This window comes from Mesorhizobium sp. LCM 4577, assembly GCF_001854795.2.
Classification (GTDB): Bacteria; Pseudomonadota; Alphaproteobacteria; order Rhizobiales; family Rhizobiaceae; genus Mesorhizobium; species Mesorhizobium plurifarium.
In genome coordinates this window covers 12,224-27,108 of sequence record NZ_MDDU01000003.1, presented here as the reverse complement: position 1 = coordinate 27,108, position 14,885 = coordinate 12,224, and the positions used below count along the sequence as shown (strand labels likewise).

The following is a 14,885-nucleotide window of genomic DNA, read 5'->3' as shown; positions in this document are numbered from 1 at the left end:
CCCCCAATGCAGAGCATCAAGCGGTTCATTCCCGCCTCCTTCGTCGTCCTGTGGGCGACCGGCTTCATCGGCGCGCGCTACGCCATGCCCTGGGCGGAACCCTTCACCTTCCTTGCCATCCGCTTCGTGATCGCGGCGATCCTGTTTGCCGGCCTCACCGTTCTCATCGGCTCGCGCAAGGCGACGCGCGAAGAGGCGCTGCACGCGACGGTGGCCGGCGTCCTCATGCACGGCATCTATCTGGGCGCCGTCTTCTGGGCGATCCACAGGGGCATGCCGGCCGGACTTTCGGCGCTGATCGTCGGCCTGCAGCCGCTGATCACCGCCGTGCTCGCCGGAAAGTTCCTGGGCGAAGCGATCCTGCCGCGCCATTGGGCCGGCCTTGCCGTCGGCCTGCTCGGCGTCGTCATCGTGCTCTGGCCGAAGCTCGGCATGCTGGGCGGCGGCGTCACGCCGGCGACGCTGACCGCCTCACTCGTCTCGGTGCTCGGCATGAGCGCCGGCACGATCTGGCAGAAGCGCTATGCCTCCGGCGGCGATCTGGTGTCGGCCACGATGTGGCAATATGTCGGBGGCTCCGCCGTGATGATCCTGGGCTCGCTCTTCCTCGAGACGCGCGCCGTCACCGTCAATGGCGAGCTGATCTTCGCCATGGCCTGGCTGGTGCTGGTGCTGTCGGTCGGCGCCATATTCCTGTTGATGGTGATGATCAGGGACGGCGAGATGTCGAAGGTCGCCTCGCTGTTCTACCTCGTGCCGGCCGTGACCGCGGTCATCGCCTGGATGCTTTTCGACGAGCAGCTCAACCTGCTGCAGATCGCCGGCATGGCGATCGCCACGCTTGGCGTCGCCCTGGCGACGGCGGGGCAGGACAGGAAGAGGAATTGAAGAATTGAAGAATTGAAGAATTGAAGAACTGAGGAACTGAGGAACTGAGGAACTGAGGAACTGAGGTGACAATAACTGGTGCTGATTTTCCTTCTTGATTTCTTCAATTCATCAATTCTTCAGTTCTTCAATTCCTCTTTCCGCCCAACTCAGCCAACGCGCGCCCGCGCCTCAAGATACCGACTGATCGAGGCGTTGAGCTCACCGCCCAGGATGAAGATCGCCGAGATGATGTAGAGGAAGACGACCGCGATCATGATCGAGGCGAGTCCGGCATAGGTCGTCACATAGGACGAGAAATGGTCGAGATAGGTGGCGAAGATCGTCGATCCGACCAGCCAGGCGATGAGCGTGAAGACGATGCCGGGTATGATCGAGACGAAGCGGCGCTTGCCGGCCGGCAGCCAGATATGCACCGAGAACAGCCCGATGACGATCACCGTCGAGGCGATCACGTAACGCCAGATGGTGATCGTGCCCATATAGGGCTTGATCCACTCCAGATGCGCTTCCGCCAGCCGCGCGAGCAGCGGCGCGAACACCAGAAGCACGCTGATGGCGAGAAAGCAGGCAGTGGCGATCAGCACGAAGATGATGCTCTGCACCCTGCGGTGGATGATGCCGCGCGTCTCGGTGACCCGGTAGGCGCGGTTGAGCGAGGTGCGCAGCGCCTCGATGCCGTTGGACGCGAAATAGGCCGCGAGCAGCACGCCATAGGTCAGAAGGTCGGTGCGCCGCACGGTGAGCACGTTCTGCACCTCGTGGGCGATCGGCTTGGCGATCTGCTCCGGCCATGTGTCGAAGACCAGGTGCACGGCCGTGTCGGCGAAGGCGCGCGCCCCGAGGAAGCTGGCAAGCGTGGTGGCGAAGATCAGGAACGGAAACAGCGCCATCAGCGAGGTGATCGCCAGATGGCTGGCCATCGCCCAGCCGTCATCGGTGTTGAAATGGCCGATCGCATCGTAGAGCACGCGCTTGACGGCGACGATATTCCGCAGCAAGGGCCCGCGCTCCGCTCGATTGTGTCAACGCCGCGAATATGGGAAGTGATTGCGGCAAATGGCAACCCCAGGTCCCATAACGCGCCCCGCCGCCGAAGAGTTGCGCACCGTCATCGTCACCGGGGCTTCCTCCGGCATCGGCGCCTATTGCGCGCGGGCGTTGAAAGCGGAAGGCTGGCGGGTCTTCGCCACGGCGCGCAAGCCGGACGATATCGCCGCGCTCGAGGCCGACGGACTGGAAGCCTTCTATCTCGACTATCGGGAACCCCAATCGATCGCGGCGCTTGTCGATGCGGTGCTGGAGCGCACCGGCGGCACGCTTGACGCGCTCTTCAACAACGGCGCCTACGCCCAGCCCGGCGCCGTCGAGGACTTGGCCGTCGCGGCGCTTCGCGAGCAGTTCGAGGCCAATTTCTTCGGCTGGCATGATCTGACCCGGCGCATCGTGCCGGTCATGCGCCGCCAGGGCCACGGCCGCCTCGTCCATTGCTCCTCGATCCTCGGGCTGGCGCCGGTCCGCTTCAGGGGCGCCTATTCGGCCTCCAAGCACGCCATCGAAGGCCTGATGCTGTGCATGCGCCAAGAGCTCGAAGGCAGCGGCATCCACCTCTCGCTGATCGAGCCGGGACCGGTGACATCGAAGATCGCCAGCAACGGCCTCACCTGGTTCCTGAAAAATATCGATGTCGAGAATTCCGTCCACCGCGCCGACTATCAGGCGCAGCTCGCCCGGCTTCAGGCCGGCGGCAGCGTGTCGAAGCTGAAGCCCGGGCCGGAGATCGTGCACAAGGCGCTGCGCCACGCGCTTCTGTCACAGCGCCCGCGTCCGCATTATGTGGTAACGCTGCCGGCCAGGATCGGCGTGGCGCTGAAGCGCATCCTGCCGGCGTCCCTGCTCTACCGCGTGCTCGCCAGGCGCGCCTGACCGAACCTGAACCGGAGCCAGCCAGATGCTTATCGCCTTGAAGATCCTCGCCATCGTCGCGATGGCCGCCGTGGTGATCGTGCTGGTCCGCGGCCTGATCAACATGATGCGCGGTGGCTCGGGCATCACCTCGAACAAGCTGATGCAGGCGCGCATCATGCTGCAGGCCCTCGCCTTAGCGTTGTTGTTGCTGGTGGTCTATTTCACGCGCAAATAGCGGGGTCTCAGCAATTCCAGGAAAAGTGTGACACGGTTTTCCGTCCGGAATTGCGTCAAATCGCTTAAAGGGGGACGGCATGGTCAAGCTCAACAAGATCTACACCCGCACCGGCGACGACGGCACGACAGGGCTCGGCAGCGGGGAGCGGCGGCTGAAATCGGACCTGCGCGTCGACGCCTACGGCACCGTCGACGAGACCAACGCCTGCATCGGCCTGGCCCGCATCCACACCGCCGCCGAACATCCCGCGATCGACGCCATGCTGTCGCGCATCCAGAACGACCTTTTCGATCTCGGAGGCGACCTCGCCGTGCCGGACGATGGCAAGCCCCTCGAATACGAGCCGCTGCGCATCGTCGCCGCCCAGACCGATCGCGTCGAGCAGGACATCGATGCGCTCAATAAGGAGCTGCAGCCGCTGAAATCGTTCGTCCTGAATGGCGGCACGCCCGCGGCCGCCGCGCTCCATCTGGCCCGCACCGTAGCGCGCCGCGCGGAGCGCCTCATGGTGGCGCTGGCGCAGGATCCGGCCGAGCACGTCAACCGCGAGGCGCTCAAATACATCAACCGCGTCTCGGATTTCCTGTTCGTCGCCGCCCGTGCGGTCAATGACAATGGAAAGGCCGACGTGCTATGGGTTCCCGGCAAGAACCGCTGAATCCGGAGGCGGGAGGGTCCGATGTTCATCCCGCTCTACGACACCAACAGGCTGCGCCACATCCGGCTGCAATATGTCACCATCGGCCTGATCGTGGCGAATGTGCTGGTCTATCTGGCGACCACGCTTGGCGGCGAGAACTTCACCAATGCCGCGGTCCTCGGCCTGGGCTTCATCCCCTCAGTGGTCCACGACAAGGTCGAGCTATCGCCTGAATTCGTCGTCATTCCCGAAAGCCTCAGCTACCTCACCTATTCCTTCCTGCATGCCGACATCTTCCATCTCGGCGGCAACATGCTGTTCCTCTGGGTGTTCGGCGACAATGTCGAGGATGCGCTCGGCCACATACGCTATCTGATCTTCTACCTCGCCTGCGCGGCGGCGGGCGCGTTCGTCCAGGGATTGGTGGGCTGGGATTCACAGGTGCCGCTGATCGGCGCCTCTGGCGCCATTGCCGGCGTCGTCGCCGCCTATCTGATCCTCTATCCCCGGGTGAAAGTCTGGGTGCTGGCCTTTGCCCGCATTCCGTTGCGCATCCCGGCTTTCATTCCGCTGATCCTGTGGATCCTGTTCCAGATCGTGATGTTCGCCGCGGGCGGCGAGGACCAGATCTCCTGGGCCTGCCATATCGGCGGCATCATCGCCGGATCGATCCTGGTGCTGGTGCTGCGCAGCCGCGGCGTGCCGCTGCTGGCCGGCGCCGACGGCGAGCCGGACCCGACGCCCAACATCCAGCAGCCGCCCCTCCCCGTCGAGCCGGCGGGCGGCGATCCGGCGCAGCCGGCCTCGCAATGGGGCCGTGGAGCAGCGACGCCCCGGGACTGAACCGATTTGGGTGTGTCGTGGGATATTGACGCGCCGGTTTGCCGCCACTACGGAAACGGCACCGCTGGGCGGATATTCCGCCCGTAATGTCGGCTTTCGACAACTCTGACAGGGCGCACGCTGCTATAGCGCCCCGACTATCTCAGGAGAGGTGACAGGAAAATGAAGATCCTTGTGCCCGTGAAGCGGGTTGTGGACGCCAACGTCAAGGTCCGGGTGAAAGCCGATGGACTGGGCGTCGAGCTTGCCAACGTCAAGATGGCGATGAACCCGTTCGACGAGATCGCGGTCGAGGAAGCGATCCGCATCAAGGAAGCCGGCAAGGCGGAAGAGATCATCGTGGTGTCGATCGGCCCGCAGCAGGCGCAGGAGACGCTCCGCACCGCGCTCGCCATGGGCGCCGACCGCGCCATCCTGGTCAAGACCGACGAACAGACCGAGCCGCTCGGCGTCGCCAAGGTGCTGAAGGGCGTGGTCGAAGCGGAGAAGCCGGGCCTCGTCATCCTCGGCAAGCAGGCGATCGACGACGATTCGAACCAGACCGGCCAGATGCTGGCCGCACTCCTCGGCTGGGCCCAGGGCACCTTCGCCTCCAAGGTTGAGCTCGCCGGCGACAAGGCCAAGGTGACGCGCGAGGTCGACGGCGGCCTGCAGACGGTCGAATTGAAGATGCCGGTGATCGTCACCGCCGACCTTCGCCTCAACCAGCCGCGCTATGCCTCGCTGCCCAACATCATGAAGGCCAAGAAGAAGCCGCTCGACGAGAAGAGCCCGGCCGACTACGGCGCCGACGTCAAGCCGCGCCTCAAGGTGATCAAGACCGAGGAGCCGGGCGGCCGCAAGGCGGGCGTCAAGGTGAAGTCGGTGGCCGAGCTCGTCGAGAAGCTCAAGAACGAAGCCGGCGTGCTCTGAAGCGATCGGGAAAGGACAAAGAAAATGGCAATTCTCCTCATCGCCGAACACGACAATTCAAGCCTTTCCGACCAGACCGCCAAGGCGCTGTCGGCCGCTCTCCAGATCGGCGCGGAAGTCGACGTGCTGGTGGCCGGCAAGGGCGCCAAGGGCGCGGCTGACGCCGCCGCCAGGCTGAAAGGTGTCCGTAAGGTGCTGCTCGCCGAGGCCGACGAGCTCGCCGAGCGTCTCGCCGAGYCGACGGCGGCTCTCGTGGTCTCGCTTGCAGGCGGCTACGACACGATCATCGCGCCCGCTACATCCGCCGGCAAGAACATCGCCCCGCGCGTCGCCGCCCTGCTCGACGTCGCGCAGGTGTCGGAAATCATCGAAGTGGTCTCGCCGGATACCTTCAAGCGGCCGATCTATGCCGGAAACGCCATCCAGACCGTGCAGTCGACCGACGCCAAGAAGGTCATCACGGTGCGCACCGCTTCCTTCTCAGCAGCACCCGAAGGCGGTTCGGCCTCGGTCGAGACGGTCGGCGCCGCCGCCAACCCCGGCCTGTCGTCTTTCGTCGAGAACAAGCTCTCCGAGAACGACCGTCCGGAGCTGACCTCGGCCAAGATCATCATCTCCGGCGGCCGCGCGCTCGGCTCCTCGGAGAAGTTCCAGGAGGTGATCCTGCCGGTCGCCGACAAGCTCGGCGCCGCGGTCGGCGCTTCGCGCGCCGCGGTCGACGCGGGTTACGCGCCGAATGACTGGCAGGTCGGCCAGACCGGCAAGGTGGTCGCGCCCGATCTCTACATCGCCGTCGGCATCTCCGGCGCCATCCAGCACCTCGCAGGCATGAAGGACTCGAAGGTTATCGTCGCCATCAACAAGGACGAGGAAGCGCCGATCTTCCAGGTTGCCGACTACGGCCTGGTCGGCGATCTCTTCGTCATCCTGCCGGAGCTGCAAAAGGCGCTTTGACGCCGCCAGTTCTGGCATATTAAAATCCGAAGGGTGGGGTAGACGAAGTCGCCCCGCCCTTTTAGTTTGCACTGCACAAAAAGCAGGCCGCCAAGGTCTGAGCCATTCCGGCGGTTTGCATCGGAATTGCTAGGAACAAACAAGCAGGAGCGTTCGGCTTCAACGAAGCGGGATTGCTCCGGACGGGATTGGGGTCATGAGCAAGATCGAGACGATCGGCATTGTCGGCGCGGGCCAGRTGGGTGGCGGTATCGCCCATGTCTCGGCGCTGGGCGGCTACAAGGTCCTGATCCACGACATATCGGCCGACCGGATCGAGAAGGGTATCGCCACCATCAGCGGCAACATGGCCCGCCAGGTCGGCTCCGGCAAGCTCGAGGAAAAGGCGCGCAACGAAGCGATGGCGCGCATCTCCGCCGCCCCGGCCATGGCCGATCTCGCCGCCGCCGACCTCGTGATCGAAGCGGCGACCGAAGACGAGACGGTCAAGCGCAAGATCTACGCGCAGCTCTGCCCGCAGCTCAATCCGGAAGCGATTCTCGCCACCAACACCTCGTCGATCTCGATCACCCGGCTTGCCGCCCAGACCGACCGCCCCGAGCGCTTCATCGGCATCCACTTCATGAACCCGGTGCCGGTGATGAAGCTGGTCGAGCTGGTGCGCGGCATCGCCACGGAGGATCAGACCTTCGAGGCGGCCAAGACCTATGTGAACCACCTCGACAAGACGATCACCGTCTCGGAGGATTTCCCGGCCTTCATCGTCAACCGCATCCTTTTGCCGATGATCAACGAGGCGATCTACACGCTCTACGAAGGTGTCGGCACGGTCGATGCCATCGACACCGCCATGCGGTTGGGAGCCAACCATCCGATGGGGCCGCTGCAGCTTGCCGATTTCATCGGCCTCGACACCTGCCTGTCGATCATGCAGGTTCTGCATGAGGGCCTGTCGGATTCGAAATACCGCCCCTGCCCGCTGCTGGTGAAATATGTCGAGGCCGGTTGGCTCGGCCGCAAGACCAGCCGTGGCTTCTACGACTATCGCGGCGATCATCCGGTGCCGACGCGCTGATCTTTTCCGATTGAGCGTCTTCGCAACGATTCAGGACGCCGCTGCGAGCGGCAACGACGTGACGCCGTCTTTCGAAACCTCGTCAGGCGAAGCTTCGTCCGGAGCGGCGGAAACGCAGCCGCGGCCGGCCGCCTTGGCGGCGTAGCAGGCGGCGTCGGCCCGGGCGATGATCTCGTCGACCTCGCCGCAGCCGGCGCGGATCGGCGCGAGCCCGATGCTGGCGCCGATCGAATGCGGGCGCCCGTCCCAGCTGAAATTGAGATTACGGATCGCATCGATGATCGAGCGCGCCGCGACCGGCCCGCGCTCCCCGGCGCCCGATTTGAGAAGGACGGCGAACTCGTCGCCGCCGAGCCGCGCGACGATGTCTTCCGGACCAAGCACATTGCGAAGGGTGTCGGCCACGCGCTTGAGCAGCGCATCGCCGGCGGCATGGCCGCCGGTGTCGTTGACCGCCTTGAAGTGGTCGAGGTCGACGAACATGAACTGGTGCTCGCCGCCATTGAGGCGGCACTGGTCGACAAACTCCTCCATGGTGCGGATGAAGCTCGAACGGTTGGCGAGCCCGGTCAGCGCGTCATGTGCGGCGGCATAGGCCAGTTGGCGCTGCAGCGCGCGTGCGTCGGTGAAATCCTGGAAGACGATGACCAGGCCGCAGAACTCCTCGCGGTCGTTCATGATCGGCGACACCACCTGGCGGATGCTGCAGCGCGTGTCGTCGCGCCGCACCAGGACCGCTCGCGTGTTCTGGTCGCAATGCGGCCGCTCGCCCGCCGGAGGGCGCGAAAGCCCGATCCTGTGCCCGCTCTCCTCATCGACCGCCCAATAGACATGGCCGAGCACCTTGCCCATGGCCTCGCCGACATCGACGCCGGTAAGCTTTTCGGCGATCGGGTTCATGAAGGTGATGCGGTTGGCGGCATCGGTGCAGATCACCGCGTCGCCTATCGACTGCAGCGTCACACGGAGTCTCTCCTTCTCGTCGGCCAGCATGGCCGCGGAAACCTTGAGCCGTTCTTCGGCCTGCTTGCGCTCCGTGATGTCGGTCAGGCTGCCGATGGCCCGGACGAGCCGGCCCTGCGCGTCGCGCTCGATCGCCTTGCCGCGGTCAAGGATCCAGACCCAATGGCCGTCCTTGTGCCGCATCCGGAACTCGGCCTCGAAGAAGGGCGTCTCGCCGTCAAGATGCGCGCGATCCGCTTCGGCGACGATTTCGCGGTCGTCCGGATGGATCATCGTCAGCCAGCGGTCGGGGTCGCCGTCGAGTTCACCATCGGCATAGCCCAGCATCTTGACCCAGGTTTCGGAATAGGTCGTGCCGCCCTTGCGCATGTCGAGGCTCCACATACCTTGCCCGGCGCTGGTCAGCGCGAAATTCCAGCGCGTCTCCGCCTCGGCGATGCGCGCCTCGGCCTGCTTACGGGCGTCTATGTCCTCGATCTGCGACACGAGATAGAGCGGACGGCCTGTCTCCTCTTCTCGAATGACCGAGCCGGCAAGCTGCGCCCAGACCGGAGTGCCGTCCTTGCGCAGATACCGCTTCTCGAAGTGGAACGAGTGGATCTTGCCTTCCTTCAGGCTCATCATCGTCTCGCGGCCGATCTGCAGATCGTCGGGATGCGTGATCTGGAGGAAAGTCAGCGCCTCGATCTCCGGGCGTGTGTAGCCGAGCATATCGGCGAAGGCAGGATTGGCCTGAACGATGCGCCCGTCGAGGCCGACAATGGCGACGCCGATCGCCGAATCCTCCATGGCGCGACGAAAGCGCTGTTCGCTTTCGGCGATCTGCCGACCGTCGTCGATGATCCTGCGAATGAACAATCCCGAGAAAAACAGCGTCACGGCCGTGATGGCGACGGATATCTGCAGGCAGACTTTCAGCGCCTCTTCACCGAGCCCCAGCGCCGGCAGCAAGACCGATGCGGCCAGGGCAACCAGTCCCCCTGCCATGAACGCGAACACGGCACGCTTGCCGGCCCGCGGACCTTTCCAGTTCAACCACGCCACGATGCGATCCCACCCAACACGCAACTGCACGTTGCCATAACCCTGGCGGATCGGTTTTAAGGAATGGTTGCGTGGACGGCGGCCATCGCTCCGCTAACCGGCAAACAATTGCCGGCATGATTAAGGTACTGTTTCCAAACAGCATCAAAGGATCAGGGTGCGGCGGCTACCAGCGCACGAAGAGCCGGCCGCCAATGGCGCCGAGCAGCGTGAGGAAAGCGATGGCGACCGTATACCAGGTGGCGACGAAGAGCGGCGAATCGTCGAAGCAATGCGCGGCATAGAAGGTTGCCGCGAGCCCGCCCGCGAGCAGGCCGGCCACCGCGCCCGCCAGCACCGGCCGCGTCGGCGCGCCGTAGCGCAGCATGCCGAGGAAAACCGCCAGCGGACCGATGCCGATCAGCGGGATGAAGCTCATGCAGATCATCATGTTGGAGCCGATAAGCCGCTTGCCCCAATCGGCCTCGGGCACGACGAAGAGCTCCAGAACCACAGCCAGCACGACCAGAAGCGGCGCGGCGAGCATCCAGGCCATCCTCCGCCCGGTCGAAGCGCCCGGCACCGACAGCGCGCGAATCAGCGCGAAAGCGCTGGCCGCGAGCACCAGCGTAAACACGAATTTCGACATGAAGCGCATCGTATGCATGGCGGGCATGATGTCGGGGCGCGGCCCGATGGTCGCAAAGAAGACCACCGCGGCGATCGCTACGGCCACGCCGACCGCCAGCCACCAGGCCTTGCCGAGCGGCATCGCCTTGTCCCGGGCATCGGCGTCGAGCGCCTTGATGAGATCCTCTGTCCTCATGTCACTGTCGTCCAAACCGTTTGGCGATCGCGGCGAGACCGCGATGCAGCGAGACGCGCACCGCCGTCTCGCTGATCCCGAGCTTGCTCGCCGTCTCGCCGATCGAATGGCCGTCGACCGAGATCGACGACACCACCGAGCGCTGCGCCGGCGGCAGCCCGTCGAGCGCCCGGTTGATGTCGCGCTCGCTCACCGTTTCCGCCTCCGGTTCCGCGAAGGTTTCGGCGATCTCATCGATCTCGACCTCGATACGCCGTCCGCGCCGGCGGAAAGCGTCGATCAGCTTGAAGCGGGCAATTGCGTAGACCCACGGCAAGACCGGCGCATCCTCGCGCCAAGTATGCCGTTTGACGTGAATTGCCAGCAAGGTTTCCTGCACGACATCCTCGGGGTCGACCCCGCCCTGTACGATCTTGCGCCGGACAAAGCCGCGAACGAGAGCGGCAATCCGGTGCAGAAAGTCGRCATACGCCCTTTCATCGCCCGCGATCGCAGCCCTGAACAGCCCGGAGAGCTCGGCCTCGTCCTTGCCGGTCACAGAGTCCACTCCCCCGATTTTCGTGCTTCGGCCCTGGTTTGTTACGTGGCCGGCGAAATAATGTCCAAGCCAAACTGCCGCAAAATCACGAAAGTTTGCGGCGCGGCGACCGATTGAAGCAGGGTCACAATGTTGACTACAACAATCAGGTATTGATAGGAGCAGCCATGTTCGAACCCCTGTCTCCAGTTTTAAGGACGATGCCCATGAAAATTGCCCTTTCCACGCTTGCCGGCGCCGTGCTGGCGCTCGGCCTGATCGCCGGCCCGGCCATGGCCGAGGATCAAGGCATCGTCGTCTACAATGCCCAGCATGAGAGCCTGGCCAAGGAATGGGCGAAAGGCTTCACCAAGGAAACCGGCATCAAGGTCACGCTGCGCAACGGCGGCGACAGCGATTTCTCCAACCAGATCGTCGCCGAGGGCGCGGCCTCGCCGGCCGACGTCTTCTTGACGGAGAATTCTCCGGCCATGGCGCTGGTCGAGGCTGCGGGCCTGTTCGCGCCGGTCGACGCCGAGACCCTCGCCCAGGTTCCGCAGGAATACCAGCCCTCGAGCGGGAAGTGGGTCGGCGTCGCCGCCCGCAGCACCGTCTTCGCCTATAACAAGGACAAGCTCAAGGAAGACCAGTTGCCGAAGTCGCTGCTCGATCTCGCCGATCCGAGCTGGAAAGGCCGCTGGGCCGCATCGCCGTCGGGCGCCGATTTCCAGGCCATCGTCAGCGCGCTGCTGCAGATCAAGGGCGAGGCTGCCACCGCCGGCTGGCTGAAGGCGATGAAGGAGAACTTCACAGCCTACAAGGGCAACTCGACGGTGATGAAGGCGGTCAATGCCGGCGAGATCGATGGCGGCGTGATCTACCACTATTATTGGTTCGGCGATCAGGCCAAGACCGGCGAGAACAGCAAGAATGTCGGCCTGCACTATTTCAAGAACCAGGATCCGGGCGCGTTCGTTTCGGTTTCGGGCGGCGGCGTGCTGGCATCGAGCAAGCATCCCAAGGAAGCCCAGGCCTTCCTGAAGTGGGTGACCGGCAAGGGCGGCCAGGACGTGCTGAAGACCGGGACCTCGTATGAATATGCGGTCGGCAAGGATGCCCAGTCCAACCCGAAGCTGGTGCCGCTGGCCGATCTGCAGGCGCCGAAAGTCGATCCGGCGACGCTGAATTCCAAGAAGGTCATCGACCTGATGACGCAAGCCGGCTTGCTTTAGTTCGCGTTCGTCCTAAAAGGGCGAACGACCGTGCTCCCGCGGCAATTCGCCTTCCGCGGGAGCGTTTTTGTTTGGAGATCGCTTCGTCGAATGAYGATCGGCTGCGCCTCGAGCCGCTTGCGCGGCGTATCAGATCGCTTCCGCCATGCGGCGCCGGCGACATGGCAGCGCGCCTGATGCAGTCGGCGATCGACATGACCCCGGCAAGGTTGCCGGTGGGCGCGATGAAGAAGCGCCGGTCCATGTCATGGATCACGCTCGCCGCGGCTCTGATCTCGCTCATCGCGCTGTTGCCACTCGCCTTCATCGTCTGGATCGCGATCCAGACCGGCTTGGATACGGTGGTGGCGCTGATCTTCCGTCCGCGCGTCGGCGAACTGCTGGTCAACACCGGACTCCTCGTCATCGTCACCGTGCCGATCGCCATCGCGCTGTCGGTGGCGCTGGCCTGGCTGACCGAGCGCAGCGACCTGCCGGGCAATCGGCTTTGGTCGTGGCTGTCGGTCGCGCCGCTCGCCATCCCCGCTTTCGTGCACTCCTATGCCTGGATCAGCTTCGTTCCGGGCCTGCACGGGCTCTGGGCCGGCGTGCTGGTCTCCGTCATCGCCTATTTCCCGTTCCTCTATCTGCCGATCGCCGCCGCGTTGCGCCGCCTCGACCCGGCGCTGGAGGATGCCGCGGCGGCACTCGGTCTTGGCCCGTGGCGGGTTTTCGCGCGCGTCGTGCTGCCGCAACTGAGGCTCGCCATCTGCGGCGGCTCGTTGCTGGTCGGCCTGCATCTCTTGGCCGAGTACGGTCTCTATGTCTTCATCCGTTTCGACACGTTCACCACCGCGATCGTCGACCAATTCCAGTCGACCTTCAACGGTCCGGCCGCCAACATGCTGGCCGCCGTGCTGGTGGTCTGCTGCCTTTTCCTGCTCGTCCTCGAAGTGATGATACGCGGCGAGGAGCGCTATGCCCGCGTCGGTTCCGGCGCCGCGCGCAAGCAACAACGCGCTCGCCTCGGCCGCGCCACCTTGCCATGCCTGCTTTTGCCCGCCGGCGTCGCGCTGCTGTCGCTCGGTGTGCCCTTCGTCACCATAGGCCGCTGGCTGCTCGCTGGCGGCACCGACGTCTGGCGGTGGGACGAGATCGGCCTGGCGCTCGGCCAGACGCTGTTCCTTGCCATCGCCGGCGCGGTGCTTGCAACGATTGCCGCCATGCCGATGGCCTGGATCTCGATCCGCGCCCCGGGGCGGCTGCAACGCCTGCTCGAGAGCTGCAATTACATCGTCGGCGCCTTGCCGGGCGTGGTCATCGCGCTGGCGCTGGTGACCATCACCGTGCGCGTCGCGCTGCCGCTCTACCAGACACTGTTCACCATCCTGTTCGGTTACGCGCTGATGTTCCTGCCGCGCGCGCTGATAAGCCTGCGCGCCTCGATCGCGCAGGCGCCGGTGGAACTGGAGCGCGCCGCCTCCAGCCTCGGCCGGCCGCCGGTCAAGGCGTTGTGGTCGACCACCGTCCGTCTGTCGGCGCCGGGCGCCGCGGCCGGCATGGCCATGGTGGCGCTCGGCATCACCAACGAGCTCACCGCCACCCAGATGCTGGCGCCCAACGGCACCCGCACGCTGGCGATGGCTTTCTGGTCCTATAGCGGCGAGATCGACTACGCCTCCGCTGCCCCTTACGCGCTGATCATGGTGGCGATGTCGCTGCCGATGACCTGGTGGCTCTACATCCAGTCGAAGCGGATGGCCGGACGATGAGCTTCCTCGAACTCAGCGGCGTCGCGAAAAGCTACGGCCCGGTGACGGCGCTCGCCGGCGTCGACCTGAAAGTCGAAAGCGGCAGCCGCACAGCCATCGTCGGCCCGTCCGGCTGCGGCAAGACCACCTTGCTCAGGCTGATCGCCGGCTTCGAGGCGCCGGACCGCGGCCGCATCGCGCTCGACGGCAAGGTGCTGGCCAATGGCGGCGCCGCCGTGCCGGCGCATCGCCGCGGCATCGGCGTGGTCGCCCAGGATGGCGCCCTCTTCCCGCATCTCAGCATCGCCGACAATATCGGTTTCGGCATCGCGCGGAATGCCGGCAACCGGGCCGAACATATCGTCGAGCTCGCCTACATCGTCGGATTGGACAAGGCGGTCCTGAAACGTCGGCCGCATGAGCTTTCCGGCGGCCAGCAGCAGCGCGTCGCGCTTGCCCGCGCCATGGCGATGAAGCCGAGGCTGATGCTGCTCGACGAGCCGTTCTCGGCCCTCGACACCGGGCTTCGCGCCTCGATGCGCAAGGCGGTGGCCGAGCTTCTGGAGGAGGCGGGCATCACCACCATCCTGGTCACGCACGACCAGGCCGAGGCGCTGTCCTTCGCCAGCCAGGTGGCGGTGATGCGCGACGGCCTGTTCTCGCAGGTCGGCACGCCGCGCGAGCTCTATTTTAAGCCGCGGGACAGGATGGTCGCCGAGTTCCTCGGCGACGCCATCATCGTGCCCGCCAGGATCGCCGACGGCTTCGCCGTGTCACGGCTCGGCCGCATCGCGGTCGACACGAACGAACGGCGCGATGTCGCGCGCATCATGCTCAGGCCCGAGCAAATCCTGCTCAAGCTCACCTCGCGCGAAGGCATGTCGGGCACGCCGGACATGCTGTTCGGCGAAGTGACGGACTGCGAGTTCGCCGGCTCGGTCTGCACCGTCGCGGTGCGGCTGCTCAACAGCCCGGATCCGCCCGATGCGGCGGCCATCGGCAACGCGCCGCTCATCCTGCGCAGGACAGGCATGGACGCCCCGGCTGTCGGCGAGATCGTGCGCCTCACCGTCACCGGCAAGGCGCATGTGTTCGTTTAGCCTCTAACTTGAAAATAATGCAATTTTGCATTATTT

Annotated in this window: 15 protein-coding genes; 11 read left to right on the top strand and 4 right to left on the bottom strand. The window is 65.0% G+C overall.

Annotation, left to right across the window (positions count from 1 at the left end; genetic code table 11):
* The first annotated feature begins 6 nt into the window (after positions 1-6).
* Positions 7-888 carry a DMT family transporter gene (locus LCM4577_RS08110; RefSeq protein ID WP_071070674.1) on the top strand — a complete coding sequence of 294 codons (882 nt, stop codon included), beginning with the start codon at positions 7-9 and terminating at the stop codon, positions 886-888.
* Positions 889-1,037: 149 nt separating this feature from the next.
* Here the strand turns inward: LCM4577_RS08110 and LCM4577_RS08105 are convergent, their stop codons facing one another.
* Positions 1,038-1,889: a YihY/virulence factor BrkB family protein gene (locus LCM4577_RS08105; RefSeq protein ID WP_040989241.1), complete on the bottom strand. Its 852-nt coding sequence runs from the start codon at positions 1,887-1,889 to the stop codon at positions 1,038-1,040.
* 58 nt (positions 1,890-1,947) lie between these two features.
* Here LCM4577_RS08105 and LCM4577_RS08100 point away from each other — a divergent pair, with 58 nt between their 5' ends.
* From LCM4577_RS08100 to LCM4577_RS08070, 7 genes are all read left to right on the top strand, one after another.
* Positions 1,948-2,814, top strand: a complete 867-nt coding sequence (locus tag LCM4577_RS08100) for an SDR family oxidoreductase (RefSeq protein WP_083354663.1) — start codon at positions 1,948-1,950, stop codon at positions 2,812-2,814.
* Between the two features lie 25 nt (positions 2,815-2,839).
* Positions 2,840-3,031, top strand: a complete 192-nt coding sequence (locus tag LCM4577_RS08095; RefSeq protein WP_040989242.1) for a twin transmembrane helix small protein — start codon at positions 2,840-2,842, stop codon at positions 3,029-3,031.
* Between the two features lie 79 nt (positions 3,032-3,110).
* Positions 3,111-3,692, top strand: coding sequence for a cob(I)yrinic acid a,c-diamide adenosyltransferase (locus LCM4577_RS08090; RefSeq protein WP_071070670.1), 582 nt, complete (start codon positions 3,111-3,113; stop codon positions 3,690-3,692).
* A 21-nt stretch (positions 3,693-3,713) separates the two neighbouring features.
* Complete coding sequence (locus LCM4577_RS08085; protein WP_071070668.1) at positions 3,714-4,517, top strand: rhomboid family intramembrane serine protease; 804 nt, start codon at positions 3,714-3,716, stop codon at positions 4,515-4,517.
* A gap of 162 nt (positions 4,518-4,679) precedes the next feature.
* Positions 4,680-5,429, top strand: coding sequence for an electron transfer flavoprotein subunit beta/FixA family protein (locus LCM4577_RS08080; RefSeq protein ID WP_071033587.1), 750 nt, complete (start codon positions 4,680-4,682; stop codon positions 5,427-5,429).
* A gap of 24 nt (positions 5,430-5,453) precedes the next feature.
* Positions 5,454-6,383, top strand: a complete 930-nt coding sequence (locus tag LCM4577_RS08075; RefSeq protein ID WP_071070667.1) for an electron transfer flavoprotein subunit alpha/FixB family protein — start codon at positions 5,454-5,456, stop codon at positions 6,381-6,383.
* Between the two features lie 196 nt (positions 6,384-6,579).
* Positions 6,580-7,458, top strand: coding sequence for a 3-hydroxybutyryl-CoA dehydrogenase (locus tag LCM4577_RS08070; protein WP_071070665.1), 879 nt, complete (start codon positions 6,580-6,582; stop codon positions 7,456-7,458).
* A gap of 30 nt (positions 7,459-7,488) precedes the next feature.
* Here the strand turns inward: LCM4577_RS08070 and LCM4577_RS08065 are convergent, their stop codons facing one another.
* From LCM4577_RS08065 to LCM4577_RS08055, 3 genes are all read right to left on the bottom strand, one after another.
* On the bottom strand, positions 7,489-9,465 hold the full coding sequence (locus LCM4577_RS08065) for a PAS domain S-box protein (RefSeq protein ID WP_244508251.1): 1,977 nt from the start codon (positions 9,463-9,465) through the stop codon (positions 7,489-7,491).
* A gap of 166 nt (positions 9,466-9,631) precedes the next feature.
* Positions 9,632-10,270, bottom strand: a complete 639-nt coding sequence (locus LCM4577_RS08060; protein ID WP_041000389.1) for an NrsF family protein — start codon at positions 10,268-10,270, stop codon at positions 9,632-9,634.
* 1 nt (position 10,271) lies between these two features.
* Positions 10,272-10,808: a sigma-70 family RNA polymerase sigma factor gene (locus LCM4577_RS08055; protein ID WP_071070663.1), complete on the bottom strand. Its 537-nt coding sequence runs from the start codon at positions 10,806-10,808 to the stop codon at positions 10,272-10,274.
* A gap of 206 nt (positions 10,809-11,014) precedes the next feature.
* Here LCM4577_RS08055 and LCM4577_RS08050 point away from each other — a divergent pair, with 206 nt between their 5' ends.
* The 3 genes from LCM4577_RS08050 (at position 11,015) to LCM4577_RS08040 (ending at position 14,849) form a co-directional block, all read left to right on the top strand.
* On the top strand, positions 11,015-12,019 hold the full coding sequence (locus LCM4577_RS08050; RefSeq protein WP_071070661.1) for an iron ABC transporter substrate-binding protein: 1,005 nt from the start codon (positions 11,015-11,017) through the stop codon (positions 12,017-12,019).
* 176 nt (positions 12,020-12,195) lie between these two features.
* Complete coding sequence (locus LCM4577_RS08045) at positions 12,196-13,770, top strand: iron ABC transporter permease (RefSeq protein ID WP_071070712.1); 1,575 nt, start codon at positions 12,196-12,198, stop codon at positions 13,768-13,770.
* Positions 13,767-14,849, top strand: a complete 1,083-nt coding sequence (locus LCM4577_RS08040) for an ABC transporter ATP-binding protein (RefSeq protein ID WP_071070660.1) — start codon at positions 13,767-13,769, stop codon at positions 14,847-14,849. Before LCM4577_RS08045 ends, LCM4577_RS08040 begins: the two co-directional genes overlap by 4 nt.
* Positions 14,850-14,885 lie beyond the last annotated feature (36 nt).